Source organism: Sphingomonas sp. ABOLE (assembly GCF_003950455.1).
Lineage (GTDB): Bacteria > Pseudomonadota > Alphaproteobacteria > Sphingomonadales > Sphingomonadaceae > Sphingomonas > Sphingomonas trueperi.
The window spans coordinates 34523-61214 of the sequence record NZ_QQWY01000030.1; the positions used below are offsets into that span (position 1 = coordinate 34523).

24 protein-coding genes and 2 riboswitches are annotated in these 26692 nt (G+C 69.3%); of the genes, 20 read left to right on the plus strand and 4 right to left on the minus strand.

From position 1 onward, the window contains the following. Window positions 1-154: 154 nt before the first annotated feature. Window positions 155-649: an EF-hand domain-containing protein gene (locus CA234_RS17125; protein WP_125973733.1), complete on the minus strand. Its 495-nt coding sequence runs from the start codon at window positions 647-649 to the stop codon at window positions 155-157. 127 nt (window positions 650-776) lie between these two features. Then, on the minus strand, window positions 777-1991 hold the full coding sequence (locus CA234_RS17130) for an MFS transporter (protein ID WP_206431226.1): 1215 nt from the start codon (window positions 1989-1991) through the stop codon (window positions 777-779). A 292-nt stretch (window positions 1992-2283) separates the two neighbouring features. Here CA234_RS17130 and CA234_RS17135 point away from each other — a divergent pair, with 292 nt between their 5' ends. The 3 genes from CA234_RS17135 to CA234_RS17145 all read left to right on the plus strand — a co-directional run bounded on the left by CA234_RS17135 (window position 2284) and on the right by CA234_RS17145 (window position 6169). Next, window positions 2284-5016: a TonB-dependent receptor gene (locus CA234_RS17135; RefSeq protein ID WP_125973731.1), complete on the plus strand. Its 2733-nt coding sequence runs from the start codon at window positions 2284-2286 to the stop codon at window positions 5014-5016. 184 nt (window positions 5017-5200) lie between these two features. Next, the gene (locus CA234_RS17140) at window positions 5201-5437 is read left to right on the plus strand and encodes a hypothetical protein (RefSeq protein WP_125973729.1); all 237 of its coding nucleotides are present in this window, start codon (window positions 5201-5203) and stop codon (window positions 5435-5437) included. A 9-nt stretch (window positions 5438-5446) separates the two neighbouring features. Next, the gene (locus CA234_RS17145) at window positions 5447-6169 is read left to right on the plus strand and encodes a hypothetical protein (RefSeq protein ID WP_126002314.1); all 723 of its coding nucleotides are present in this window, start codon (window positions 5447-5449) and stop codon (window positions 6167-6169) included. Between the two features lie 27 nt (window positions 6170-6196). Here CA234_RS17145 and CA234_RS17150 read toward each other — a convergent pair whose 3' ends face one another. Then, window positions 6197-8104 (minus strand): EAL domain-containing protein, encoded by a 1908-nt coding sequence (locus tag CA234_RS17150; protein WP_241213555.1) that lies wholly within the window; start codon window positions 8102-8104, stop codon window positions 6197-6199. Between the two features lie 112 nt (window positions 8105-8216). Between CA234_RS17150 and CA234_RS17155 the strand changes: the two genes are divergently transcribed. The 9 genes from CA234_RS17155 (at window position 8217) to cobJ (ending at window position 19754) form a co-directional block, all read left to right on the plus strand. Then, entirely contained in the window at window positions 8217-8975 is a 759-nt protein-coding gene (locus CA234_RS17155) for a phosphatase PAP2 family protein (protein WP_126002315.1), read from the plus strand. Window positions 8976-9049: 74 nt separating this feature from the next. After that, entirely contained in the window at window positions 9050-10363 is a 1314-nt protein-coding gene (locus CA234_RS17160; protein ID WP_206431227.1) for a DUF5690 family protein, read from the plus strand. Next, window positions 10353-10570: riboswitch (cobalamin riboswitch) on the plus strand. It overlaps the preceding gene by 11 nt. A 211-nt stretch (window positions 10571-10781) precedes the next feature. After that, window positions 10782-11768: a HoxN/HupN/NixA family nickel/cobalt transporter gene (locus CA234_RS17165; protein WP_241213558.1), complete on the plus strand. Its 987-nt coding sequence runs from the start codon at window positions 10782-10784 to the stop codon at window positions 11766-11768. 24 nt (window positions 11769-11792) lie between these two features. Then, window positions 11793-12014: riboswitch (cobalamin riboswitch) on the plus strand. A gap of 184 nt (window positions 12015-12198) precedes the next feature. After that, on the plus strand, window positions 12199-13236 hold the full coding sequence (gene cobW, locus CA234_RS17170) for a cobalamin biosynthesis protein CobW (protein WP_125973723.1): 1038 nt from the start codon (window positions 12199-12201) through the stop codon (window positions 13234-13236). 12 nt (window positions 13237-13248) lie between these two features. Continuing rightward, window positions 13249-16527, plus strand: coding sequence for a cobaltochelatase subunit CobN (gene cobN, locus CA234_RS17175; RefSeq protein ID WP_125973721.1), 3279 nt, complete (start codon window positions 13249-13251; stop codon window positions 16525-16527). Continuing rightward, window positions 16524-17648: a cobalamin biosynthesis protein CobG gene (locus tag CA234_RS17180; protein WP_126002316.1), complete on the plus strand. Its 1125-nt coding sequence runs from the start codon at window positions 16524-16526 to the stop codon at window positions 17646-17648. The genes cobN and CA234_RS17180 overlap by 4 nt, the downstream gene beginning before the upstream one ends. Continuing rightward, window positions 17648-18277 carry a precorrin-8X methylmutase gene (locus CA234_RS17185; protein ID WP_126002317.1) on the plus strand — a complete coding sequence of 210 codons (630 nt, stop codon included), beginning with the start codon at window positions 17648-17650 and terminating at the stop codon, window positions 18275-18277. Before CA234_RS17180 ends, CA234_RS17185 begins: the two co-directional genes overlap by 1 nt. Continuing rightward, entirely contained in the window at window positions 18274-18999 is a 726-nt protein-coding gene (gene cobI / locus CA234_RS17190) for a precorrin-2 C(20)-methyltransferase (protein WP_126002318.1), read from the plus strand. Before CA234_RS17185 ends, cobI begins: the two co-directional genes overlap by 4 nt. Continuing rightward, a complete protein-coding gene (gene cobJ, locus CA234_RS17195; protein ID WP_126002319.1) occupies window positions 18996-19754 on the plus strand; it encodes a precorrin-3B C(17)-methyltransferase in 759 nt (252 codons plus the stop codon). The genes cobI and cobJ overlap by 4 nt, the downstream gene beginning before the upstream one ends. Here cobJ and CA234_RS17200 read toward each other — a convergent pair. Further along, on the minus strand, window positions 19721-20479 hold the full coding sequence (locus CA234_RS17200) for a cobalt-precorrin-6A reductase (RefSeq protein ID WP_126002320.1): 759 nt from the start codon (window positions 20477-20479) through the stop codon (window positions 19721-19723). The genes cobJ and CA234_RS17200 overlap by 34 nt on opposite strands. On the opposite strand from CA234_RS17200, the gene cbiE reads away from it, so the two are divergent. Genes cbiE through CA234_RS17240 form a run of 8 tightly spaced genes read left to right on the plus strand, consistent with a single transcriptional unit; the run spans window position 20478 to window position 26512 of the window. Next, on the plus strand, window positions 20478-21674 hold the full coding sequence (gene cbiE, locus CA234_RS17205) for a precorrin-6y C5,15-methyltransferase (decarboxylating) subunit CbiE (protein WP_125973709.1): 1197 nt from the start codon (window positions 20478-20480) through the stop codon (window positions 21672-21674). The two genes, CA234_RS17200 and cbiE, sit on opposite strands and share 2 nt — an antisense overlap. Further along, window positions 21671-22018: a cobalamin biosynthesis protein gene (locus tag CA234_RS17210; protein WP_125973707.1), complete on the plus strand. Its 348-nt coding sequence runs from the start codon at window positions 21671-21673 to the stop codon at window positions 22016-22018. Before cbiE ends, CA234_RS17210 begins: the two co-directional genes overlap by 4 nt. Further along, the gene (gene cobM / locus CA234_RS17215) at window positions 22015-22800 is read left to right on the plus strand and encodes a precorrin-4 C(11)-methyltransferase (RefSeq protein WP_126002321.1); all 786 of its coding nucleotides are present in this window, start codon (window positions 22015-22017) and stop codon (window positions 22798-22800) included. Before CA234_RS17210 ends, cobM begins: the two co-directional genes overlap by 4 nt. Further along, window positions 22797-24110 carry a cobyrinate a,c-diamide synthase gene (locus CA234_RS17220; RefSeq protein WP_125973703.1) on the plus strand — a complete coding sequence of 438 codons (1314 nt, stop codon included), beginning with the start codon at window positions 22797-22799 and terminating at the stop codon, window positions 24108-24110. Before cobM ends, CA234_RS17220 begins: the two co-directional genes overlap by 4 nt. Further along, the gene (cobF, locus tag CA234_RS17225) at window positions 24107-24844 is read left to right on the plus strand and encodes a precorrin-6A synthase (deacetylating) (RefSeq protein WP_126002322.1); all 738 of its coding nucleotides are present in this window, start codon (window positions 24107-24109) and stop codon (window positions 24842-24844) included. The genes CA234_RS17220 and cobF overlap by 4 nt, the downstream gene beginning before the upstream one ends. Further along, complete coding sequence (gene cobO, locus CA234_RS17230; RefSeq protein WP_125973699.1) at window positions 24841-25443, plus strand: cob(I)yrinic acid a,c-diamide adenosyltransferase; 603 nt, start codon at window positions 24841-24843, stop codon at window positions 25441-25443. Before cobF ends, cobO begins: the two co-directional genes overlap by 4 nt. Continuing rightward, window positions 25440-26084 (plus strand): 5,6-dimethylbenzimidazole synthase, encoded by a 645-nt coding sequence (gene bluB / locus CA234_RS17235; RefSeq protein WP_125973795.1) that lies wholly within the window; start codon window positions 25440-25442, stop codon window positions 26082-26084. The genes cobO and bluB overlap by 4 nt, the downstream gene beginning before the upstream one ends. Window positions 26085-26101: 17 nt before the next feature. Then, window positions 26102-26512, plus strand: coding sequence for a DUF1636 domain-containing protein (locus tag CA234_RS17240; RefSeq protein ID WP_125973697.1), 411 nt, complete (start codon window positions 26102-26104; stop codon window positions 26510-26512). Window positions 26513-26692 lie beyond the last annotated feature (180 nt).

The following is a 26692-nucleotide window of genomic DNA, read 5'->3' on the forward strand; positions in this document are numbered from 1 at the left end:
CAACGTAGCGCCTTTGGCAGCGGGGAAAAGAGCCGGGCGGGAGGGAGGAGATCCGCGAAGCGTCGCAGTGACGCGCCAGGGGAGGCGCGTCTGATCCCGACGGGGACGGGATCGGCGATGCCCGCGGCCTCCCGCCCGGCTGCTCCGGCCGGCGTCAGTTGCCGTCGGCCGGAGGAGGGGGCGGCATGTCGCCGGCGGGCGGACCCTGGCGACCACGCCAGCCGCCGCCGCGGCGCATCTGCATCATCTTCTGCGCGGCAGCCTGACGCTCGGCAGCGTCGATCTTGCCATCATGGTTGGTATCGATCCGGTCGAACATCCGGGCGGCGCGGGCCTGTTCGTCGGCGAGGGTGAGATCCTTCTTGGGCGCCATGCGGGCACCCATCCGGGCGCGCTGCTGCGTCATATAGGCCTCGCGCTCCTCGGGCGTAACCTTGCCGTCGTGATTGGCGTCCATCGCGTTGAAGCGGGTTGCGACGCCTGCGAGCATCTCGTCGCGGGTGACGATGCCGTCCTTGTTCTGGTCGGCCATCGCGAGCGGATCGTGGCGAGGGCCGCGCGGGCCGTCCTGCGGTTCCGCCTGGGCGGCAAGCGCCGAGCCCGCGAGCAGCGAGGCGCCGAGCGCGGCGAGGGTGACACGTTTCAGCATCCGGAACTCCTGGAGAAGAAGGGGATGCCGGGGGCGGGGGCAGACCCCCGGCACGCACCTTGTTTCCCCTGCCGCTGTCGCACGGGTTTGTCATCGCCCGGGCTAAAGTGTCGCAATTTGTCGTGTGCTATTCGGCGGGCGCCTGCTGGACGCGCGGTACGACCTTCCATTCGATCAGCAGCAGCGCGCTCAGGGCCAGCACCGCCGCCACCGCGAAATTGCCCCCCTGGAACCCGCGCTCCGATCCATAGGCCAAAGCCTGGCTGAGGACGAGCGGCCCGAGGATCAGCGCGACGCTGCCGAGTGCCGCCATGCCGCCCTGGAGCGCGCCCTGGCGCGACGGATCGGTCATCCGGGAGAGCAGGGCGTTGATCGACGGGAAGGCGAGGCCCTGAAAGGCGGCAAAGGGGATGATCGCGAAGACCATCCAGGTCTCCCGCGCGAAGCAATAGCCGATGAAGGCGAGGCCCCCGGCAAGCATGCCTAGCACCACGGTCCGCTCCTCGCCCCAGGCGGCGATCGCGCGACCGGTGACGAAGCTCTGCACCAGCGCCATGCAGATGCCCGAGGCGGCGAGCGAGGCGCCGATCATCCGTTCGTCCCAGCCCAGCGCGATCTCGCCGAAGAACGCCCAGGTCGCCGGATAGACCATGTGCGCGAGCTGCCAGAGGAAGGCGGCGAGCAGCAGCGGCTTGGCATTGCCCGCCTCGAACAGCGGCCGGAACGCGGCGAAGACGTGCGCGTCGCGCAGGCGGAACGGGCGTCGGCGCGCGGGCGCCATCGTCTCCGGCAGCAGGAACAGGATCCACAGCGCGTTGAGCCCGGCGAGTGCCGCCGCGGCGATAAACGGCGCGCGCGGCCCCAGGCCGGCGAGCAGGCCACCGACGGCGGGGCCGAGAATGAAGCCGATCCCGAAGGCCGCGCCCATCATGCCGAAGGTCGCGCCGCGCTTCTCCGGCGGAGCGACGTCGGCCAGCACCGCATTGGCCGGGCCGTAGACCGCGCCAGCAACACCGGCGACGATGCGGCCGACGAACAGCCAGCCGATCGTCGGCGCCGCCGCCATCAGCAGATAGTCGATCGCGAACGCCGCCATCGACGCGAGCAGCACCGGCCGCCTACCGATGCTGTCGCCCAGCGAGCCCAGGATCGGCCCGGCGAAGAACTGCGCGACCGCGAACGCCACCAGCATCCAGCCGCCGATCCGCGCGGCATCGTCGAGGTTGGTATGCGACAGCGTGACGATCAGCTTCGGAAGTACGGGCAGGATAACGCCGAAGCCGATCGAATCGATCAAGACGGCGGCAAGCACGATCGGCACGGCGCGATGGTGAAAGTGCATGCGGTCCCCTCCCCGGAGGAAGCATAGCGTACCGCAATCCGGCCGCGCGCGCCACGTCGTGCGGACGAGTGCGGGAAGTGTGAGAGCCGTCAACGCCTTACTGCGCGCGGGCGAGCGTGGCGTGCGCAGGATGCCAATCCGGTTGGGCAACACTGTGCTTTCTCAGCAACGATTGCATTCAAGTGGCATTTTGCAACTTTAGTTTTGCTTGACGCCGCTGGCCACAAGGCGTGTATTCGAGCTTCGGGTATGGAGCGGAACCACAGCTCCAACCTCGGTGGAGAGGAAAGATATGCGGCTACGCCTTATGTCGGCCTGTGCAGTGCCGGCACTCGTCATGGCGCTCGCAGCGCCCGCGCTCGCGCAGGAAACACCCCAGGAACAGCAGGACGCCGCCGGGCGAGCCGTCCAGTCCGACAACGAGATCATCGTTACCGCGCAGGGTCGCGCCCAGGCGCTGGCCGACGTTCCGCTGGCGGTCTCTGCGGTCAGCGCCGAGACGCTGCAGCAGACCGGTGCCAACGACATCCGCGCGCTGAACCAGGTCGCGCCGTCGCTGCTGGTCTCCTCGACGGGCAGTGAAGCCAATGGCTCCGCGCGTATTCGAGGGATCGGTACGGTCGGCGACAATCCCGGCCTGGAAAGCTCGGTCGCGGTGTTCATCGACGGCGTCTATCGTTCTCGCTCCGGCATCGGTCTCAGCGAGCTCGGCGATCTCGAGCGGATCGAGGTGCTGCGCGGGCCGCAGGGCACGCTGTTCGGCCGCAATGCCTCGGCCGGCCTCATCAACATCGTCTCGAAGAAGCCGGAGTCGATCTTCTCGGCGGGGGCCGAGGCGACCTATGGCAATTACGAGACAATCCGCCTGCAGGGCTTCGTCAACGTGCCGCTGAGCAGCACCGTGGCGGGCCGGCTCGACGGCGTCTACATGAAGCGCGACGGTTTTTACCGCGACGTCACCAACAATCGCGACGTCAACAATCGCGATCGCTACTTCCTGCGCGGCCAGCTGCTGTTCGAACCGACCAGCGACATCCAGATCCGCGTGATCGGCGACTATACCCATCGCAACGAAGAATGCTGCGGCGCGGTCTATGTCGATTCCTCGATCAACCCCTATATTGGCAGCCTGAACAGCCCGACCGCGAACAACATCGTCCGGGTGCTGCGCGATCTTGGCCAGCCGATGGCGGCGTTCAGCAATCCGTATAGCCGCGATCTCTATGTCTCTCGGGGGCGCAGCTATGGCGGCATCACCGAGGATTGGGGCGGCTCGGTGCAGCTCGACTGGAACCTGGGCAATGTGAAGCTCACCTCGATCACTGGCTATCGCAATTATTTCTCCAGCCAGGGTGCGGACACCGATTACAGCGCGGTCGACCTGCTCTATCGCGCCCCCAATGCGGACTCCTCGCGCGCGTTCGAGACGTTCAGCCAAGAGCTCCGCCTCAACGGTACCGCGTTCAACGAGAAGCTCGACTGGCTGGTCGGCGGCTATTTCGCCAACGAGGACCTGACGCTCGTCGACAATCTCCGCTTCGGCAGCCAGTATGGGCGCTTCGCCACCTGCCGGATCGTCTCGGGCAGCGCGCTCGCCGCCCTCTACAACCCGGCAGCGGCGGGCTGCCTTGCCGCGCGGCCGGCGCTGTTCGGTGCCGCGAGCCCGCTGATCTATGCGGCGTTCGACCGGCTCGACGGAATCAACGATCGCGGCACGACGCGCGACTATTTCAAGCAGAACAGCCGCAACTGGGCGCTGTTCACCCACAATATCTTCCACGTCACCAAAGGCTTGGACCTTACCCTGGGCCTGCGCTACACCAATGAGCGCAAGCGGCTGAACGCGACCTTCGGCAACGACAACACCGCCTGCGTCGCCAACCAGACGTCGCTGCTGCCGCTCCGCTCGGTCGCCTCGCTCACCGCGACGATCGACGGCATTCTCGGCCTGTCCTGCCAGGGCAATTCCACCGCCGAGCTCAACGGCGTTGCGATCAGCGATACCCGCAAGGAGGACCAGTTCACCGGCACCGCGATCCTCTCCTACAAGCCGACCGACGACCTGCTGCTCTACGGCAGCTATTCGCGCGGCTACAAGGCGGGCGGGTTCAACCTCGACAAGTCGGCGCTCAAAGTGCCGATCCTGCCCTTCGCGGCAGTGGGCGGCGCGCAGGCGCTGACCGCCAACCTCCAGTTCGCGCCGGAAACCAACAACGCCTTCGAGATCGGGCTGAAATACTCGACCCGGAAGTTCAGCCTGAACCTTTCGGCCTTCCGTCAGCAGTTCAAGAACTTCCAGCTCAACACCTTCAACGGCACCGTTTTCCTGGTGCAGAACATCAACGGCTGCACCGCCAGCCTGGGCGGCGGCGATCGCGACCAGAGCAAGTTCAGCACCGCGACCAACTTCAACGCCGCGGCGTCCACCACCGGGGCCTGCTCGTCCTCGAACGTCAGCTACGGCGTGGTGTCGCAGGGCGTCGAGCTCGAAGCCTCGATCGTGCCGGCGCGCGACTTCCGCGTCGGACTGGGCCTGACCTATGCCGATACCCATTATCGCGACCAGCTGGTCGGCAGCGACGCCGGCGCACCGCTCGACCAGGCGCTTCGACTGCTGCCGGGGCAGCAGCTGTCCAACGCGCCGGAGATCGTCAGCACCGCATCGGTGGCCTGGACGCCGCCGCTCGGCAGCTCGGGCCTCAGCGGGCTGATCTATTTCGACGCGCGCATGACCGGCGACTTCAATACCGGCTCGGACCTGTTCCCGCAGAAGATCCAGGACGGCTTCACGCTGGTCAACGGCCGCATCGGCATCCGCGGCAAGGATGAGCGCTGGGCGATCGAGTTCTGGGGACAGAATATCTTCAACCAGAACTACACCCAGGTGGTGTTCAACTCGCCCTTCCAGGAGGGTGCCGCCACCGCGCCGTTCACCGATCCCAAATATCCGGGCGGCCGCCAGCTCTTCTCGGCCTATCTCGCCGAGCCGCGCACCTACGGTATCACGCTGCGCACCCGTTTCTGACTTTCCTGGGGAGGAAAGCACTGGGCCGGAGGCACGATCCTTCGGCCCGTTTTTTGCCCCGCACGCGGGAGAACCGTAGCTTTACTCGCAACGATTGAAATTCTTTTGCGAGAGAGGACGTCGGCGCCGAATTCCCGCATATGAGGATAGGTGTTGGAATAGAGCATCTTCGAGGGGAAAGTTGATGTCTTCGATCCGTCCGTTGCCGCAGGCCGCCGATCTTGCCGGCGTAGCCACCGTTGCGCCCGTGGGTAATGACACCAAAGCTGCTGAGGCCACGCCGGCGGCAGTGGAGCCGTCGGCGGCAGCAGCCGACCCGCGCGGCGTGCAGCTCGCGTCCGACACGGCGAATGCGCTGCTCGCAGCGCAATCCGACAAGCCTGAGACCGCCAAGCCCAAAGACGAGGCGCCGTCCGTCTAGGAGATGTTCGTGCCGGCCCTGGAGGGCTTCTCCTCGCATGAATTCGCCATCGGGATCAGCGACCCTACGCGGGTCAGCAGTTCGGCGGGATTGAACGATGCCGAGGTGTTGAAGGACGTGCGGGCACGGTTCGACGATAAGACGGCGCGCATCGGGGCGGATGTAAACAAGAACACGAGCGAATATGTCTACGCGATGATCGGCGATCTCGATACCCGCTCGATGGCGCTGGTCGCTGCCGACACCAGTGGCACCTTCTCCGACGAAGAGAAGAATCTGGCTGTCATGGCGACGCAGTGGCAGGATCACTTCCGCGCTGGCGGCTATGTCGGGTCGCCCGAACTGCATAACACCTATATCGGCATGGGGCTTTCGGCCGTTCGGCCGGAAGATCGCGCAGAGGTCATGCGCGTGTATGACGGCGAGGCGGCGAAGGATACGAGCGTGCGCAGCCAGCTAGGCCGGGCTTCCGCGCGGGTCACGCTGGGCGAGGAGCAGAGCAAGTCGGTGTTCGGCGACATTTCGGCGAGCACCAATCCGGATGACAAGATGCTGAGCCTGCTGGTCGAAGCCATGACCAAGGCGAAGGAGACCGACCCGCAGATCACCAGCAAGCTGCACGGTATCAACACCGCCGACGATCTGAAAAAGGCAGAGTGGTTCAAGCCCTATGTCGAGCGGTTCAACCAGCTGCTGGACGAGCAGGCGGCGAATTCGGTCAAGGCAGCCTGAAAGCTGCCTGGTCGTCGCGGCGCAGCTTCAGTGAAGCAGTGCCGTGTCGGATGCCGTTCCGGCCGCACCGCGCGTGGGCGAGAGCGGCGGGATCTTCGCCGCGCGCAGGATCTCGGTCGCGCGCTCCATCCCGACCGCGGGCGAGAAGAGGTGCCCCTGGCCATAGGCACATCCGATGCTGCGCAGCCGTTCTGCCTGCAGCTCGGTCTCGACCCCTTCGGCGATCACCCGCATGTCGAGCTCCTGCGCGATGTGCAGCACGCCCTCGACGATCGCGCGGCTGGCGCTGTTCTGCAGCAGCTGGTCGGTGAAGCTCTTGTCGATCTTGATGAAGTCGACCGGCATGGTCAGCAGGTGGGTGAGCGAGGCATAGCCGGTGCCGAAATCGTCGAGCGCCACCAGCAGCCCCTGGGCACGGAACCAGCGCAGCGTATCGGCGACGACGGTGTCGCCCTGGCCAAGATACACCGTCTCGGTGATCTCCAGCACCAGATGGTGCAGCGGCACGCCGTACCGCGCCAGCGTCTCTGGGATCATCTCGCGCAGCCGGGCGCCGTGGAAGTCGCTCGATGAGAAATTCATGCCGACATGCGGCGGCGCGATGCCGAGGTCGCACCAGTGGCGCAGGTCGGCGGCGACGCGTTCGAGCATGCGTGCGGTGATCGCACCGGCGACCTTGCCGTCGGTGGTTGCCTCGAAGAATTCGGCGGCGGAGACGATGCGGTCCTCGGTGCGCATTCGGCATAGCGCCTCGAAGCCGAGGATCTCGCCGGTCTTCAGGTCGAACAGCGGCTGGTAATAGGGGAGGAGTCGATTCTCGGCGAGCGCGCGCTCCACCGCATGGATCGCATCGAGCCGCCGGGCCATGCGGGTGGCGATGCCGGGCACGTAGCGGACGAAGCTGCCGCGCGCGGTTTCCTTGGCATGGTAGAGCGCGAGATCGGCATTGAGCCGCACCTGTTCGGCCGTCTCGCTTTCGCCGATCAGCGCGCCGCCGGCGGTCGCGCGGGGGACGACGTTGCGTTCGCCATCCTCGATCGGTTGGGCAAGCGCATCGAGCAGCATGCGCGCGGCTTCGGCCGGGTCGGCGAGCGCCGCTGGGCTCTGCACCAGCACCGCGAATTCGTCGCCGCCGAGGCGATAGGCGCGATCGGGGGCGGCGGCTTCGGACAGGCGCCGCGCGGCGTGGATGATCAACGCATCGCCCGCGGCATGGCCGAACGTGTCGTTGACGATCTTGAGATTGTCGAGGTCGACGAGGATCAACCCCCAGGCCCCTGGCTCGCTGCAATCCAGCTCGCTGAGCGAGGTGGTGAAGGCCGAGCGATTGGGCAGGCCGGTGAGCCCGTCGAGTTGCGCGCGACGAACGTGTTTGGCGCGCCAGATATCCTGTTCGATCGCGATCGCGCACAGGTGCAGGCAAACCTGGATGATCCGCCGTTCCATCGGCGTGGGCCCGCGCGGCACGCGATAGTAGAAGGAAACGACGCCGGTCACCTCGCCGCGGGCGTTCGTGATCGGGTTCGACCAGCAGGCGTGCAGCTCCAGCGGGCGGGTCAGGTCGAGATATTTGGCCCAGTTGGGATCGGTCTCGATATCGATGCTCGCGACCGGCTCGCCGTGATAGGCAGCGGCGCCGCACGAGCCGACCTTGGGGCCGATCATCATCCCGTCGACCGCCTCCAGATAGCGTTCCGGAAGGCTTGGGCCGGCAACGGGATGGAGCCGCCCGGCGAGATCTACCCGAAGAATCATGGAACGGACATCGGGCAGGCGCACTTCCACCTCGCGGCACAGCCGATCGGTGACCGAGGCAAGATCGGCGCCTTTGGCGACAAGCTCCAAGATGTTATTCTGAAGCGATATGTCCACGTCGCCCCCATGTGCAGGTGCGTGCACCTTGCCCGGATCGGCCTTGCCTGCGGCATAATGCATGCTTCCGTAAAAGCACGTAGCAGAAAAACGCGCGGCAGCGTAGGGGAGGCCGCATGCGCAACCAGCTCCACGCTTCCGCCTCGGGCGCCGCTGCCCGACCGAGCCGCTCCGCATGATCCGCGGTGGCATCTTCGCAGCGCTCTCGCTGCTCATCGCGGTCCCTCAGGCGAGTGACACGGCGCCGTACCTCGCCGCGGGCCAATATCCCGACGGCATGGCGATCCTGCCGCCGCCGCCGGCGCTCGACAGCCCCGGCGCTGCCCTGGACATGGCGGTGTTCCGGGCAACGCGGAAGCTGGAGGGCACCCCGCGCTGGCGGATCGCCACCGACGACGTCACCAACGATCCGCTGCGCCGCAACGCCTGCGCGATGGGGATGGTGCTCGACGTCAAGACTGCGCCGGCACTTGCCCGGCTGCTCGATCGCGCAGGCACGGGCCCGGTCGTCGGCAGGGTGAAGGCTGCCTACCAAGTGCCGCGTCCCTATCTGCGCGAGGACGGCCCGATCTGCGAGGCCAAGACCGCACATCTCGCCAGCAATGGCGACTACCCGTCGGGGCACACCGCCAATGGTTGGCTGGAAGCGCAGATCCTCGCCGAGGTGATGCCCGACAAGGCGACTGCGATCCTCGCGCGCGGCCGTGCCTATGGCGAGAGCCGGGCGATTTGCGGGTCGCACAGCAAGAGCGCGGTCGAAGCCGGCTACATGGCCGGCGCCTCGGTGTTCGCGGTGCTGCAGACCTCGCCCGCCTACCAGCGGGATCTCGCGGCGGCGCGGCAGGAAGCGGCGCGGCTGCGCAATACCGCGCCGCGCCCCGATGCACAAAGCTGTGTCGCGGAAGCGGAGGCCCTTCGCGTCCGCCCCTGGTGATCGAGGCCTGATTTCGATGTCATGAAGCTGTCGCGCAGGCCCGTCACAAGCGCGGCGCTTCATGGGGAATCGCAATGCACGGTGATGGCGCGCGCGGTGCCGCGCGGACCACGTCGGGATTTACGCTCTTCCTGGGCGGGCTCGCGGCGTTCAGCGCCTATTTCGCGATGTATGCCTTCCGCAAGCCGTTCGCCGTGGCCAGCTATGCCGATGTGGCGGGCTGGCACTCCGCCATCGACTACAAGACCGCGCTGCTGATCGCGCAGGTGGTCGGCTACGCGCTGTCCAAGCTGATCGGCGTCCGCGTCATCTCCGAATCCGGGCGGCAGGGGCGGGCGCGCATGATCCTTGCGCTCATTGGCGCGTCTTGGCTCGCACTGATCCTCTTCGCCTTGATCCCGGCGCCGTGGAACGTCGCCTGCCTGTTCTTCAACGGCCTGCCGCTGGGGCTGATCTGGGGACTGGTGTTCAGCTATGTCGAGGGGCGCCGCGTATCCGAACTGCTCGGCGCGATGCTGTGCGCGAGCTTCATCCTGTCTTCGGGCGTAGTGAAGTCGGTGGCGGCGCTGCTGATGGAGGCGGGGGTTGCGGAACAGTGGATGCCGGCGGCGACCGGACTGGCCTTCGTGCCGTTTCTGCTAACCGCGCTGTGGCAGCTGGAGCGCCTGCCGCCGCCCGACGCGTGCGACGAGGCGGAGCGCACCGTTCGCGTGCCGATGCAGGCCGCCGACCGCGCCGCGTTCCTGCGTGCACACGGCGCGACGCTGGTGCTGCTCGTGCTCGGCTATGTGCTGCTCACGGCGCTGCGGGACGTCCGCGACAATTTCGCGCGCGAGCTGTGGGCTGCGCTCGGCTATGGCGGTGAGGCGGCGATATTCTCGGCGAGCGAGCTGCCGATCGCGCTGCTCACGCTCGCGGCCCTCGCGCTGCTGATGCTGATCCGCGACAATCTGCGCGCGCTGCTGGCGATGCACGGGCTGATCTTGCTCGGCGCGCTCTGCCTGGGCGGCTCGACGCTCGCCTTCCAGGCGGGGCTGCTCGCGCCGCTGCCTTGGATGACGGTGGCGGGGGCGGGGCTCTACCTCGCCTATACCCCGTTCAACGCGATGCTGTTCGATCGCATGATCGCGACGATCGGCACCGCCGCCAATGCCGGGTTCCTGATCTATATCGCCGATGCCTCGGGCTATGTCGGCAGCGTGGCGCTGCTGCTCGTCCATGCGCTCGGCGCGCCGGAGGTGCGCTGGCTGCCCTTCTTCATTACCTGCTGCTATGCGGCCGCGCTCGCGGTGGGCGGGCTGACCATGGTGTCGGCGCTGCATTTTCTGTGTACCGGCGCGGACCGGCGGTTGATCCACCGCCCGGCTTCGCCTACCACCAGCGCCTGATCGCGCCGGTGCCCCGACGGGGGCTTAATCGGGAATGCGGTGCGGGAGCTCGCTCCCAAATCCGCGGCTGTCCCTGCAACTGTGAGCGGATAGCGCGATGCACTGGCCTCCAATCGAGGGGCAGCCACTGGGCGGAGATGCCTGGGAAGGCGTGCAGCGTGCCGGGACCCGCGAGCCAGGAGACCTGCCGGCGTCCGGTCGCTCTTGCCCTGGCCCAGGGGATGGCCGCGGCACGGTGTACTCCGTCTGAGCGGCGCATGAGCGGCTGGGGCCGTTCGCGGTTGCGTGGCCCGGTCGCTTGGCAAGCGTCCGGCCGGGATGCGCGATCGGCCGCTCGCGGTGGCCCCGGCCTGGTCGCACGACGCCGCCGGAGTGTCCTGTCTTGTCCGTTCTGCCGTTGCGTGCGCGCGTGGCCCTGCTGTTCGCATTGCTGATCGCCGCCAATCTCGCCGCCGGGGGCTGGGCCTTCGCCCTGTTCCATGCCCAGCCGCTGATGCTCGGCACTGCGCTGCTCGCCTGGGGGCTGGGGCTGCGCCATGCGGTCGATGCCGATCACATCGCCGCGATCGACAACGTCACCCGCAAGCTGATGAACGACGGCCAGCGGCCGATCGCCACCGGGCTGTGGTTCGCGATCGGGCATTCCGGGATCATCGCCATCGCCTCGGCCGGCATCGCGCTCGCGACCGGCGCTCTGGCGGGCATGGGGGCCTTCCGGGAAGTGGGCGGGGTGATCGCCACCAGCGTCTCGGCGCTGTTCCTGTTCGCCATTGCCGGCATGAATCTGATTATCCTGCGATCGGTGTGGAAGACCTTCCAGCACGTCCGCGCGGGCGGCGCCTATGTCGAGGACGACCTCAACCTGCTGCTCGCCTCGCGCGGGCCGCTGTCGAAGTTGTTTGGGCCGATGTTCCGACTCGTCAGCAAGAGCTGGCACATGGCGCCGCTCGGATTCCTGTTCGGGCTGGGCTTCGACACCGCGACCGAAGTGGCGATCCTCGGCATGTCGGCGGGTCAGGCGGCGCACGGCGTCTCGCTCGGCACGCTGCTGGTGCTGCCGGCGCTGTTCGCGGCAGGGATGGCGCTGGTCGATACGCTGGACGGGGTGGTGATGCTCGGCGCCTATCAATGGGCGTTCGTCAAGCCGATCCGCAAGCTCTACTACAACGTCACCATCACGCTGATCTCCGCGCTGGTCGCGATCGTGATCGGGGGCATCGAGACGCTGGCGCTGATCGGCGACAAGATGGGCTGGACCGGCGGGGCGTTCGGGCTCGCCGCCGATCTCGGCGCGCATTTCAACGGCCTCGGCTTCGCGATCATCGGCCTGTTCGTCGCCTGCTGGCTGATCAGCTTCGCCATCTATCGCTGGCAGAGGCTGGACGAGATCGAGGTGCGGGTCTAGAGCGGTCCTAGAAGGCTTTCCAGCCTTCGATATGATCGCGCCGGTGCCCCGGACATGGGGCTTAATCGGGAATGCGGTGCGGGGAGGCTGCTCCCCAAATCCGCGGCTGTCCCTGCAACTGTGAGCGGATAGCGCGATGCACTGGCCTCCGCCGAGGGGCAGCCACTGGGCCGACACGGCCTGGGAAGGCGTGCAGCGTGCCGTGACCCGCAAGCCAGGAGACCTGCCGGCGCTACGGTCGCTCTTGCCTTGGTCCAGGGGATGGCCGCGGCACGGTCTTGCTTCCGTTCGAGCGACGAAGCTGTGCGGCTGGGGCTGCACGGTCGCGTGGTGCCGGGCGATTGTCGCGCCCGCCCGTCGTCGCGCGCCGGCCGGACATGCGTCTGGCAAGCCCCGCCGTGTGTTCGCTCGGGCGCGGGGGAAGACATGCATGACCGACCTGGCCAAGGTCCCCGTTACCATCGTCACCGGCTTTCTCGGCGCCGGCAAGACGACGCTGATCCGCCACCTGATCCAGAATGCCGAAGGGCGGCGGCTAGCGGTAGTCGTCAACGAGTTCGGCACGCTCGGCGTCGACGGCGAGATCCTGAAGTCCTGCGCGATCCCCGATTGCCCGGCCGAGAACATCGTCGAGCTGGCCAATGGCTGCATCTGCTGCACCGTCGCCGACGATTTCATCCCGACGGTGGAGCGGCTGCTGGCACTCGAGCCTCGTCCCGACCACATCCTGATCGAGACTTCGGGTCTTGCGCTCCCCAAGCCGCTGCTCAAGGCGTTCGACTGGCCGGCGATCCGCAGCCGCATCACCGTCGACGGCGTGCTGGCGCTGGCCGATGCCGAAGCGGTCGCCGAAGGCCGGTTCGCGCCCGATCTGGTGGCGCTGGAGGCGCAGCGGGCGGCCGATCCGGGAATCGACCATGAGACGCCGCTTGCCGAAGTGTTCGAGGACCAGCTCGCCTGCGCCGACATGGTGCTGCTGACCAAGGTGGATCTGGCAGGACCCGAGGGCGTCGCTGCCGCCCGCGCGGTGATCGCCGCCGAGGCGCCGCGGCCGGTGCCGGTGGTCGAGATCCGCGAAGGCGCGATCGACCCGCGCGTGATCCTGGGGCTGGGCGCCGCCGCCGAGGACGACCTCGCCGCGCGCCCCTCGCATCATGACGGCGCCGACGATCACGAGCATGAGGATTTCGACAGCACCGTCGTGACCTTCGGCGAGATCGCCGATCCGGCCGAGCTGGTCGCCCGCATCGAACAACTGGCGCGCGAGCACAAGGTGCTGCGGGTGAAGGGCTATGCGGCGGTAACGGGCAAGCCGATGCGGCTGCTGGTCCAGGCGGTCGGCAGCCGGGTGCGGCACCAGTATGACCGCCCCTGGCGTCCCGGCGAGCCGCGCGGCACCGCGCTGGTGGCGATCGCCGAGCACGACCATGTCGATCCCGCAGCGTTCCGCGCGGTGCTGGCGGGCTGAGGCACAGGGGCCATGCACGTCCTGTTCCGCGAAACGCACGGGCTGGAGGAAAATGCCGCGCCCCAGGACCTCGGGCAGGCTCCCGCGGACCTGGTGGTGCTGTCCTTTTCCGACAGCGACCTCGGCGCGTTCGCGGCGGCATGGCATGGCCATCGCGACGTGCTGCCCTCGCTGCGGCTGGCGAACCTCGCGGAGCTGATGCACCCGCTATCGGTCGACACCTATGTCGAGCGGACCTTGTCGGGCGCGAAGGCGATCCTGATCCGGCTGATCGGCGGCATGCCCTATTGGAGCTACGGCCTGCAGCAGGTGGAGACGCGGGCACGCGAACGCGGGATCGCGCTGGCGGTGTTGCCGGCGGATGGCCGTCCGGACGAACGGCTGGATGCGGCGTCGACGGTACCGGTCGAAGTCTTGCGAGACCTCGCGCGGCTCTGTGATGCGGGCGGGGCCGCGGCGGCACGCGCCGCCCTGGGCGTTTTGGCGGCGATGGCGCGGCTGCCTTCAGTCGAGCCATTGCCCTACGCCCCGCTGCCAGCGTTCGGTGTCTGGCACCCCGCGCTTGGCGCTTTTCGTCCGCCCGATCGCCAGCCCGGCGATGCGGCGTTGCGGATCCCCGAGGCATGCCCATGGCGGCGGTCGGGTAGGCCGCTGGTGTTGATCATCTTCTACCGCTCGTACCTTGCTGCGTGCGATGTGGGCCCGTTCGAGGCGCTCCACGCCGTGTTCGAGAGCGCCGGTTTCGACACGCTTTCGATCTTCGTGCCCTCGCTCAAGGCCCCGGACGCCCGCGCGCAGGTGGAGCAATGGGTGCGCGACCTCGCCCCCGCTGCTATCGTGAACGCCACCGCATTCTCGGCACGCGACGAGCACGGCCGGTCGCCGCTCGATGCTGCCGGCGTGCCGGTGTTCCAGATCGCGCTCGCTACTGCGTCACGCGAAGCCTGGGTCAGCGCCGAGCGCGGGCTGTCACCGGCGGATCTCGCGATGCACGTCGTGCTGCCCGAGCTCGACGGGCGCCTTTTCGCCGGTGTCGCCAGCTTCAAGCAGGCCGAGGCGCGCGACGAGGCGCTGGGCTTCGCGCGCACGGTGCATCGGGCCGAACCGCAGCGGATCGAGGCGATCGTCACGCGGGTCGCAGGCTGGATTGCCCTCGCGCAGAAGCCCGTAGCGCAGAAGCAAATCGGGCTCGTCCTCTCGACCTATCCCGGCAAGGCTTGGCAGCTCGCGCACGCCGTCGGCCTGGACGCGCTCGCCTCCGCCGAGGCCATCGCTGCCGATCTGGGAGAGCCGGTGGACAGCCTGGCCGAGCGGTTGCAGCGCGACACGCTGCGCTGGCCGCTCGCCGCCTATCGCGAAGCGCTGGCGACGCTGCCTCAGCCGTTGCGGGAGGCCCTCGGCGCGGCATGGGGGGAACCTGATGCCGATGCCGCGTGCCGTGACGGTCATTTCCACTTCCCCGCATTGCAAAGCGGCAAGCTGCTGATCGCGCTCCAACCGGAACGCGGGGCCCCGGCGACGCGAGAGGACAGCTACCACGATGTCGGGCGGGTGCCGCGGCATGGATATGTCGCCTTCTACCTGTGGCTGAAGGCGCAGGGCATCGACGCCATCGTCCATATCGGCGCGCATGGCACGCTCGAATGGCTGCCGGGCAAGGCGGTGGCGCTTTCCGACGCCTGCTGGCCGGAGGCGCTCACCGGCGGTCTGCCGATCCTGTACCCGTTCATCGTCAACGATCCCGGCGAAGCCGCGCAGGCCAAGCGCCGCACCGGAGCGGTCACCATAGGCCATTTGCCGCCTGCACTGAAGACCGCGGGGACCGGCGCCGGCTTTGGCCGGATCGAAGCGCTGCTTGACGAATTTTCCAACGCCGTGGGCCTCGATCCGGCGCGTCGCGATCGTCTCCAGACCACGATCCGCGACGAAGCCCGCGCGGTCGGGCTCGAGGCGGAACTGGGGCTAGACGGTGCCACCAGCAGCGCCGAGGCGATCACCCGCATCGATCGGTTCGTCTGCGACGTGAAGGAAAGCCAGTTTGGTGACGGGCTGCATGTGTTCGGTCGCGGCGCGTGCGGGAACGCGGAACGCGCCGGGCTGCTTGCGGGCCTGGCGGGCAAGCGCGTCGCAGCGGGCCCGTCCGGATCACCCTTCCGCGGGCGCACCGACGTGCTGCCGACCGGCCGCAACCTCTACACGATCGATCCGCGCGCGGTACCCAGCCGCGCCGCGCATGCGCAGGGCATCGTTCTCGCCGACGAACTGATCCGCCGCCACCTGCAGGATCATGGCGACTATCCCAATGGGCTGGTCGTCGACCTGTGGGGGTCGGCGACGATGCGCACCGCCGGCGAGGAGTTCGCGATGGCGCTGCACCTGCTCGGGGCCGCACCGATCTGGGACCCTGCCTCCGAGCGGGTGACGGGCGTCGAGATTTTGCCGATCGCGATGCTCGACCGCCCGCGGATCGACGTGACCCTGCGCGTATCGGGCCTGTTCCGCGATGCCTTCCCGACACTCCCGCAGTTGTTCGGCCAGGCCGTGCGAGCACTGGCGGCGCGTGACGAAGCACCCGAATGGAACCCGTTCGCCGGGAAGGATGCCGGTGCGCGCGTTTATGGCCCGCGTCCCGGCAGCTACGGCCTCGGCATAGGTGATGCGGTCGAGACCTATACCGAAGAGGCGCGGCATGCGGCAGGCGAGGCGTGGCTCGCCGCATCGGACCATGCGTTCGACGGGCATGAGCCCCAGGCCGATCCGGAGGGGCTGCGCGCCAGGGTCTCCGATGCGGATGTGTTCGTGCATCTGCAGGACCTGATCGAAACCGATTTGCTCCTCGCGGCCGACTATGCCGCACACGAAGCCGGGTTTGCCGCCGCCAAAGCGATGCGTGGCGGAACGGCGGCACTCTACCACCTCGACGCACGCGACCCGGCGCGCCCAGTGGCGCGGCCGCTGACCGAAGAGATCGCCCGCGTCGTCCGATCGCGCGCGGCGAACCCGGGCTGGATCGCCGGTATGCGCCGCCACGGCTTTCGCGGCGCGGCCGAGATCGCGGCGACGCTCGATCATCTCGGCGCCTTCGCGCATCTCGCAGGTGCGGTGCCGCCGCAGCTGTTCGACCTCTACCACGATGCGACGCTCGGCCAGCCCGAGGTGCTGGATTTCCTCGCCCGCGAGAACCCGGCGGCACTGGCGGCGATGGAGGCGCGGTTCGCAGCGCTGCACGCCGCTGGACTTTGGCAGACCCGTCGCAACTCCATCCTCGCATCCCTTGGCGGCGCGGCATGAGCGGCTTCCAGGTCCGTGGCTGGTGTCCCGATGCGTGGCGGCCCATGGCGGCGGGTGACGGGCTGCTGGTGCGGGTAAAGCCCCGGCTCGCGCGGCTTACCCGTTCGCAGGTGCTCGGGCTGTGCGACGCGGCGCTGACGCTTGGCAACGGCCTGATCGACCTGACCAGCCGCGGCAATCTACAGATTCGCGGCGTCACCGAAGCGCGCTGGCTCCCGCTGGTCGAGCGGTTGATTGCGCTGGACCTTGTCGATGCCGATCCGGCAAGGGAGAAACGCCGCAACCTGCTGGTCGCACCCGACTGGCAGGCGGGCGACGACACCCATCGCATCGCCGGCGATCTGCTTGCCGCGCTCGACACGCTGCCCGACCTGCCGGGCAAGATGGGGGTCGTGGTCGACGCGGGGCCCGTGCCGCTACTGGCCGATGCGCCGGGGGACTTCCGCATCGAGCGCGGCGTCGAAGGCCCTCTCCTCCTCCGCGCGGCGGGGCGCGCCAACGGGGCGCCCGTCGCAGCCGGAGATGCAGCCGACGCGCTCGTCCGGCTGGCGCATTGGTTCATCGATACCGGCGGTACCGCCGCTGGGCGCATGGCGCGCCATGTCGCGCCGCTCCCGGACTGGGCGAGCGACCGCATCGCACCCGCAGCCCCGGCCAACCCGATTGCGCCGGGGCTGCACCCGCTGGGCGCATCACTCGGCGTGCCTTTCGGACAAGTGGACGCGAGGGTGCTGGCGGACGCGTGCGCGGCATGGGCGGCAGGCGTCCGGATCACGCCGTGGCGCAGCCTCCTAGTGGAAGGTGCCGGGCTGCGCGAGGCCGCCTTCATCACCGACCCTACCGATCCGCTGCTGCGTACCGATGCCTGTGTCGGTGCGCCGGCTTGCCCGCAGGCGAGCGTCGAGACGCGAGCTCTGGCGCGCCAGCTCGCGCCGCTGGTCTCCGGCCGGCTGCACGTCTCGGGCTGTGCGAAGGGCTGCGCGCTGGCGCAGGCGGCGGACGTGGTGGCGACGGGCCGGGACGGCCGGTTCGATCTTGCCTTCGATGCTCGCGCCGGTGCGTCGTCCACCCATGCCGGTCTCAGTCCCGGCGCGCTGCTTACCCTCTTCGGAACCGATTGATGCCCTATCACTACGAAACCGATGGCACCGCCATCTACCGCCAGTCCTTTGCGACAATCCGCACCGAGGCCGATCTCGCCCGCTTCTCGCCCGACGAGGAGCCCGTGGCCGTGCGCATGATCCACGCGGCCGGGATGGTCGAGCTGGCGCCCTATGTCTGCTTCTCGCCCGGCTTCGTGCAGGCGGCCCGGGCGGCACTGGCCGAGGGCGCGCCGATCCTGTGCGACGCACGGATGGTATCGGAAGGGATCACGCGCGCGCGGTTACCGGCCGACAATCGCGTGATCTGTACGCTGCACGACCCGCATGTGCCGGCGCTCGCCCAGGAAATGGCCAATACGCGCTCGGCTGCCGCGCTGGAGTTTTGGCGGCCGCATCTGGCTGGCGCAGTGGTGGCGATCGGCAATGCACCGACCGCGCTGTTCCATCTGCTCAACATGCTCGAGGATCCGACGTGTCCGCGGCCGGCCGCGATCATCGGCTGCCCGGTGGGGTTCGTCGGCGCGGTGGAATCGAAGGCGGCGCTCTGGGCCGCCCCGCCGGTGCCGTGCTGCATCGTCGAGGGGCGGCTCGGGGGCAGCGCGATCACCGTCGCCGCGGTCAACGCACTGGCGAGCCGCGCCGAATGAGCCTGGGCACGATCCACGGCGTTGGCCTCGGCCCCGGCGCGCCCGACCTGCTCAGCGTTCGCGCCGACCGGCTGGTGCGCGACGCCCGCCATGTCGCCTATTTCCGCAAGGCGGGGCGGTCGGGCCAGGCGCGGCGGATCGCGGAGGGCATGCTCCGGCCCGACGCCATCGAGCTGCCGATGGAATATCCGGTGACGACCGAGATCCCGGTCAGCGACCCGCGCTACAATGCCTGCCTGTCCGCCTTCTACGCCGAATGCACCGCGCGGCTGCTGGCGTTGTCGCGCGCCGGAGAGGACGTGGTGGTGCTCTGCGAGGGCGACCCTTTCTTCTACGGCTCGTTCATGCACCTCCATTCCCGGCTGTCGGGCCAGGTGCCGGTGGCGGTCGTGCCGGGGATCACCGGCATGGCGGGGGCATGGAACGCGACCGGCCAGCCGATCACCTGGGGCGACGACGTGCTGACGATCGCGATGGCGACGCTGCCAGAGGCGGAACTCGTCCGCCGCATCCGCGATACCGACGCGCTGGTGGTGATGAAGATCGGCCGCAATCTCGGCAAGCTGCGCCGCGCCGTGACAGCGGCGGGGCGCGAGGCCGAGGCCTGGCTGGTCGAGCATGCGGCGATGCCGGAGCAGCGGGTAACACCGCTCGCCGAGGCGACCAGCGTCACGCCCTATTTCTCGATCCTGCTCATCCATGGCCGGGGGCGCCGCCCATGAGCGGCTGGCTGGCGATCGCCGGGCTGGGACCCGGAGACGAAGCGCTGGTGACGCCAGAGGTCACCGCAGCGCTGGCGGAAGCGACCGATGTCGTCGGCTACATCCCCTATGTCGCGCGGGTGGCGCCGCGCGCGGGGCTGACGCTGCATGCCTCGGACAATCGCGTGGAACTGGACCGCGCGGCGCTCGCGCTCGATCTCGCGGCGCAGAAGCGGCGGGTGGTGGTCGTGTCCTCGGGCGATCCCGGGGTGTTCGCGATGGCGGCGGCGGTGTTCGAGGCGCTCGAAGCCGGGCCGGAGGCCTGGCGCGGGCTCGACATCCGCGTGCTGCCGGGGATCACCGCGATGCTCGCCGCCAGCGCGCGGGCAGGGGCGCCGCTCGGCCATGATTTCTGCGCGATCAACCTCTCGGACAATCTCAAGCCCTGGGCGCTGATCGAGAAGCGGCTGCGGCTCGCCGTCGAAGCCGATTTCGCAATGGCCTTCTACAACCCGCGCTCCAAGGCGCGGCCGCACGGCTTCGCGCGCGTGCTGGAACTGCTGCTGGAGGTCTGCGGCCCGGACCGCCCGATCCTGTTCGCCCGCGCAGTCTCCACCCCGGAGGAAGCGCTGCGGATCGTGCCCCTCGGCAGGGCTACGCCCGAGATGGCCGACATGCGCACCATGGTGATCCTGGGCTCGAGCCAGACGCGCTGGATCGAGGGTACCGCGCGGCCGATCCTCTACACCCCGCGCTCGGTGGGAGCGGGGGCATGATCCAGCCACTCCAGCACCGCCGCCGGATCGGTCACCTCGGTGCGGGGCGGCAGCGCCGGGCGGTCGATCATCAGCACCGGGATGCCGAGCGCGCGCGCGGCGACCAGCTTGGCCTCCGCACCGCTACCGCCGGCATTCTTGCAGACGACCAGATCGATACCGTGCGTCTCCAGCAGCGCCCGATCACCCTCGAACGTGAAGGGGCCGCGATCGATGATCAGCGTGTGGTGCGGAAGAACCGGCCGCACCGCCGGCGCATCGATGAAGCGCAGGACATAATGGTGCTGCGGCATCGCCGCGAAGTCGGCGACGTGCATGCGGCCGAGCGCCAGCAGGATTCTGCGCGGAGCACCGGCGAGCGCAGCGACCGCTCCCTCGATATCGGCGACGCGCATCCACTGGTCCCCCGGCACCTGCATCCAGGCGGGGCGGGTGAGCGCGAGCAACGGGACGCCCGAATTCCGCGCCGCCGCGACCGCATTGGCGCTCATCGTCGCCGCGAACGGATGGGTCGCGTCTACCAGATGCGTCACGCGCGCCTCGCGCAGGTACGCGGCCAGTCCGTCCGCGCCGCCGAAGCCGCCCACCCGCACCGGGATCGGCTGCGCTCGCGGTGCCTCGGTACGGCCCGCATAGCTCAGCGTGGCGGTCACGCCTCGATCGGCCAGCAGCCGCGCCAGCGCGCTCGCTTCGGTGGTGCCACCCAGCAGCAGGACGTTCGGCATGGCTGATCTTCCCTGGCTCACCATCATCGGACTGGGCGAGGACGGCGCGGACGGCCTGTCCGCCGCCGCCCGCGCGGCGCTGGAAAAGGCCGAACTGGTCATCGGCGCCCCACGTCACCTCTCGTTGCTGCCGGCACTTAGGTGCGAAGCACGCGCATGGCCAGCGCCCTTTGCCGAGGGCATCCCGCTGCTCCTCGCCGAGCGCGGTCGCCGGGTGGTGGTGCTTGCCTCGGGCGACCCCTTCTGGTTCGGCGCGGGCACCAGCGTCACCCCGCATCTCGCCCGCGAAGAGTGGACCGCGCACCCGGTGCCCTCCAGCTTCGCGCTGGCGGCATCGCGGCTGGGCTGGGCGCTTCAGGATACCCTGTGCCTGGGGCTGCACGCCGCGCCGTTCGGCCTGCTGCGGCCGCATCTCGCGCCCGGCCAGCACCTGCTGGTAACGGTCCGCGACGGCGCTGCAGTGGCTTCGCTGGCAGCCTATCTGGCGGGCGAGGGGTTCGGCGCCTCGACGCTGCACGTGCTGGAGGCGCTCGGCGGTCCGCGCGAGCGGGTACGATCGGTGCGCGCCGACACGCTCGCCTGGGAGGACATCGCGCATCCCGTCTGCATCGGCATCGAGCCGGCGGGGGCGGGGGCGGTGCTGCCAGTCGCCAACGGGCGGCCCGATGGCTGGTTCGAGTCCGACGGCCAGCTCACCAAGCAGCCGGTGCGGGCGCTTACCCTGTCCGCGCTCGCACCGCGCGCAGGGGAGTTGCTGTGGGACATCGGTGCCGGCTCGGGCTCGATCGGGATCGAATGGCTGCTCGCGCATCCCGCCAATCGCGCGATCGCCGTCGAAGCCGATCCCGTGCGCGCCGAGCGTGCACGTGCCAACGCGGCTCGGCTCGGGGTGGATCGCCTGCGCGTAGTGCCGGGCCGCGCCCCGGCCGTGCTGCCGGAGGGCGTTCCCGATGCGGTCTTCATCGGGGGCGGCCTGTCGCAGGCGTTGCTGGAAGCGCTGTGGGCACGGCTACCCACCGGTGTACGGCTGGTGGCGAATGCGGTGACCCTCGAGTCCGAGGCCTTGCTCGCCACGTGGCACGGGGCCGAGGGCGGGAGCTTGTTGCGGATCGAGCTGGCCGATGCGGCACCCCTCGGCACCCGCCACGGCTGGCGATCACGCTATCCGGTCGTGCAGTGGAGCGTCACCCGATGATCGTCGCCGGCTTCGGCTATCGCAGCGGTGCTACCGCCGCGTCGCTGCGTTCGGCGCTCGCACTGGCGCAGACGGGGGCGCCGCCGGTCACCCATGTCGCGACGCTCGCCGACAAGCTGCCGCTGCTGGCGGCGCTTGGGCTGCCGACGATCGTCGTCGATGCGGTGGCGGGCGTCGCCACGCCCACCCGCTCCCCCGCCAGCCTTGCCGCGCGGGGTACCGGCAGCGTCGCCGAGGCCGCTGCGCTCGCCGCCGCCGGACCCGGCGCCCGCCTGCTCGTCACGCGACAGATTTCCCCCGATCGCATGGCGACCTGCGCCATCGCCGAAGGAGCCCCCGTATGACCGTCCATTTCATCGGCGCCGGCCCCGGCGCGCCCGACCTGCTCACCCTGCGCGGCCGCGATCTCATCGCAGCCAGCCCGGTGTGCCTCTATGCCGGATCGCTGATCCCGGAGGCGATCCTCGCGCATTGCCCGCCGGGTGCCAAGATCGTGAACACCGCGCCGATGGACCTCGACGCGATCCTGGCGGAGATCGTCGCCGCCCATGCCGCCGGCCAGGACATCGCACGACTCCATTCGGGGGACCTCTCGGTCTGGTCGGCGATGGGCGAACAGCTGCGTCGGCTGCGGGCGTTCGGCATCCCGTTCACGATCACCCCCGGCGTGCCTGCCTTCGCGGCCGCCGCCGCGGCGCTCGAGGCGGAGCTGACCTTGCCCGAGCTCGGCCAGTCGCTCGTCCTCACGCGCACGCCGGGCCGGGCCAGCCGCATGCCGCCGCGCGAGAGCCTCACCAACTTCGCCGCGACCGGCGCGACGCTGGCCATCCACCTGTCGATCCACAATCTCGCGACGCTCGTCGCCGATCTGCTGCCTGCCTATGGCGCGGATTGCCCGGTCGCAGTGGTCTGGCGGGCGAGCTGGCCCGACGAGCGGATCGTCCGCGCGACGCTGGCGACGATCGAGGCAGCGGTCGCCGGAACCATGGAGCGCACCGCGCTGATCCTGGTCGGCCCGGTGCTGGCGGCGGAGGGTTTCGCCGAGAGCAGCCTCTACGCCGCCGGCTATGATCGGCGCTTCCGGCCGCAGGACGCCTCGTCGCGCTTCGCAGGCAGCGCCGAATGAGCGTGCCCGGCCTGATCATCGCCGCGCCCGCCTCGGGTACCGGCAAGACGACGGTGATGCTGGGCCTGCTCCGCGCGCTGCGCGAGGCCGGCGTTGCCGTCACGCCGTTCAAGAACGGACCCGATTACATCGACCCGGCCTTCCACCGCGTGGCGAGCGGTAGCGCCTCGTACAATCTCGACAGCTGGGCGATGGACGCGAGCCTGCTCGACGCGCTGGCAGCCGAGGCGGGCGCGTGTGACCTCGTGCTGGCCGAAGGCTCGATGGGGCTGTTCGACGGCGTCGCGCGGGCAGGAGCGAGCGGCACGGGTGCCACCGCGGATCTGGCGCGACGCTATGGCTGGCCGGTGGTGCTGGTGGTCGACGTATCGGGCCAGGCTCAGTCGGCAGCGGCGACCGCGCTGGGCTTTGCCCGGCTCGACCCGAGCGTGCCCTTCGCCGGGGTGATCCTCAACCGCGTCGCCAGCCCGCGCCATGAACGGCTGGTGCGCGCGGGGATGGAAGCGGCCGGCATACCCGTGCTAGGCGCACTCCCGCGTCGCGCCGATCTGGTCCTGCCGGAGCGGCACCTGGGGCTGGTGCAGGCCGTCGAGCATCCGGATCTCGACCGCACGATCGGCGACTATGCCGCGTTTCTCCGCGACCATGTCGACCTCGGCGCGCTTCAGGCCGCTGCGGCATCGAAATCGCATCGTACGGATACTGCGGTCGTGCTGCCGATCCCGCCCGCCCAGCGCATCGCCATCGCGCAGGATGCGGCCTTTTCCTTCCTCTACCCGCATTTGCTCGAAGGCTGGCGCCGGGCAGGGGCCGAGATGCTGCCTTTCTCGCCGCTGGCCGACGAAGCGCCCGATGCCGATGCCGACCTTGTCTGGCTTCCCGGCGGTTATCCCGAGCTTCACGCCGGCACCATCGCGGCGGCGGCGACGTTTCTCACCGGGCTACGCGCGCATGCGGAGCACCGACCGGTGCACGGCGAGTGCGGCGGCTATATGGTGCTGGGCGAGGCGCTGGTCGACAAGGCCGGCGAGACGCACCGCATGGCCGGGCTGCTTGGGCTTGTCACCAGCCATGCCCAGCGGCGGATGCACCTCGGCTACCGCCAGGCAACGCTCCGGGCGCCCGTCTCGGGGCTGCCGGCGGGTGCACGGCTGACGGGCCATGAGTTCCACTATTCGACCATCGTCTCGCAGACCGACGCGCCGCTGGCCGATGTCGCCGATGCCGAGGGCAATGCCGTCCCCGAGACCGGATCGGTCCGGGGCCCTGTCACGGGCAGCTTCTTCCACCTGATCGCGGCGGCGGCATGATCGTGCTCCAGCTGATCGGCATCGGCACCGGCAACCCGGCGCATTTGACCGGCGAGGCGATCGCCGCGCTCAACGCCGCCGACCTCATCCTCGTGCCGCGCAAGGAAAACGCTCCCGATCTCGCCGATCTGCGCGAGGCGATCTGTGCTGCGGTGCTGACGCGCCCGGTGCCGATCATCGCGTTCGACATGCCGGTGCGGGCAGGGGAGGACTATGTCCAGGCGGTCCACGCCTGGCACGATGCCATCGCGGGCGCGTGGCGCGCGGCCGCTGCCACGCATCTGCCGCGTGGGGGCAAGGTCGCGCTGCTCGTCTGGGGCGACCCGTCGCTCTACGACAGCACGCTGCGGATCGCGGCGCGGCTGCCCGACGTCAGCGTTCGCATGGTGCCCGGCATCACCAGCGTTCAGGCGCTCACCGCCGCGCACGCCATCCCGCTCAACCCGCTCGCGGGTGCGGTGACGATCACCACCGGGCGCCTGCTGCGTAGTCACGGATGGCCGCCCGAGGCGGACACGGTCGTCGTGATGCTCGACGGCGGCTGCGCATTCGAGACGCTCGATCCCGTCGGCATCACCATCTGGTGGGGCGCCTATCTGGGCATGCCCCAGCAGGCACTGGACCAGGGCCCGCTCGCCGAGGCCGGCCCGCGCATCGCCGCGACCCGCGCCGCGCTCCGCGCCCGGCAGGGCTGGATCATGGACATATACCTCCTGCGAAAGGCTCCCCAATGACCCGCGACGACGCCGCGCATGCCGAGAAGATGCGCAAGATCCAGGCCGCCCGCGCCACGATGATGGCGACCAAGAGCGAGGAGAAGGGCCTCCTGATCGTCCATACCGGCAAGGGCAAGGGCAAGAGCAGCGCGGCAATGGGCATGGTCGTCCGCGCCATCGGCCACGGCATGAAGGTGGGCGTCGTCCAGTTCATCAAGGGCGCGATGATGACCGGCGAGAAGGCGGTGTTCGATGCCTTCCCGGACCAGGTCGAGTTCAAGCCGATGGGGGAGGGCTTCACCTGGGACACGCAGGATCGTGCCCGCGACATCGCCGTCACGCGGACGGCGTGGGACGAGGTGAAGCGGATGATCGCCGATCCGGCCTACGACATGGTGCTGGCCGACGAGCTCAACATCGCGCTGCGCTACGACTATTTGCCGCTCGACGAGGTGCTGGCGGTGATCGAAGCGCGACCGCCGATGAAACACGTCATTGTCACCGGCCGCAATGCGCCCGAGGCGCTGATCGAGGCCGCCGATCTGGTCACCGAGATGACGCAGGTGAAGCACCCGTTCCGCTCGGGCGTGAAGGCGCAGAAGGGGATCGAGTTCTGACCGGCGCGCCCGCCTTCGACGCGGCGTTTCATCGCCAGTTCGACACGCTGCTGCGCTGGCGGCGCGACGTGCGACATTTCGCTGCGCGGCCGATCGCGCCGGCGGATCTGAGGGCGCTGCTCGAAGCGGCCGCGCTTGCCCCCTCGGTCGGCAATGCGCAGCCCTGGCGCTTCGTGCGGCTCCGCACCCCGGCGCTGCGCGAGGCGTTGGCGGCCCATGTCGACGCAGAGAACGCCCGCGCCGCCGCAAACTATGCGGAGCAGGGGAGGCGCGATGCCTATCGCGCGCTCAAGCTCCACGGCCTGCGCGAGGCGCCCGAGGTGCTGGCCATATTCTGCGACGAGCGTCCGGCTGCCGGGCACGGCCTCGGCATCGCGACGATGCCCGAGATGCTGCGCTATTCCTGCGTCACCGCGATACACACGCTGTGGCTCGCCGCCCGCGCACGCGGCATCGGCCTGGGCTGGGTGTCGATCCTCGATCCTGGTGCGGTGACCACGCTGCTCGACGTACCGCTGGACTGGACGCTGATCGCCTTGCTGTGCCTCGGCTATCCCGAGGCGCCTTCCGAAATCCCCGAACTCGAACGCCGTGGCTGGCAGGCGCGCGAGCTGCTCGCCGATCGGCTGTTCGAGCGCTGAACTATCAGGAGATACCGATGCTTACCCCGGTTGAAGACGGCCCCGCAATCGTCGTGTGCAACACCTGCCGCTTCAGCGCCGACGCGCGCGAAGACGGGCAGGGCCGACGCGGCGGCACCATGCTCGCGGAGGCGCTGGCGCAGGCTCGCGACGCCGATCCGCGCTATGCCGGCATCGCGATCCAGCAGATGCCGTGCCTGTTCGCGTGCAGCGAGCATTGCACCGTGCACCTGCGGGCGCCGGACAAGGTCGGCTATGTGCTGGGCCGCTTCACCCCGGATGCGGACGCCGCGCGCGCCCTCCTCGACTATGCCGTGGCCTATGCTGCCAGCGAGCACGGCAAGGTACCGTTCGCGCAATGGCCGCAGGGCGTGAAGGGCCATTTCATCGTCCGCGTGCCGCCGGCGGGGTTGGTGGTGGAGAGTTGAGGGCTGGCACCGATGGGAGGTAGCGGTGATCTGACCACCGCACCCACCGGGCATGTTGCCGCCAGTTAGAAAAGGCACATTCCGCCGCAAGATAGAAATGGCACAACGCCTTCGGCAGCGGGGGCTGCGTGGAGCCCTCCTCATAGCGCAGCGCTGCCCCCGCTGATGCCCCACACTCCC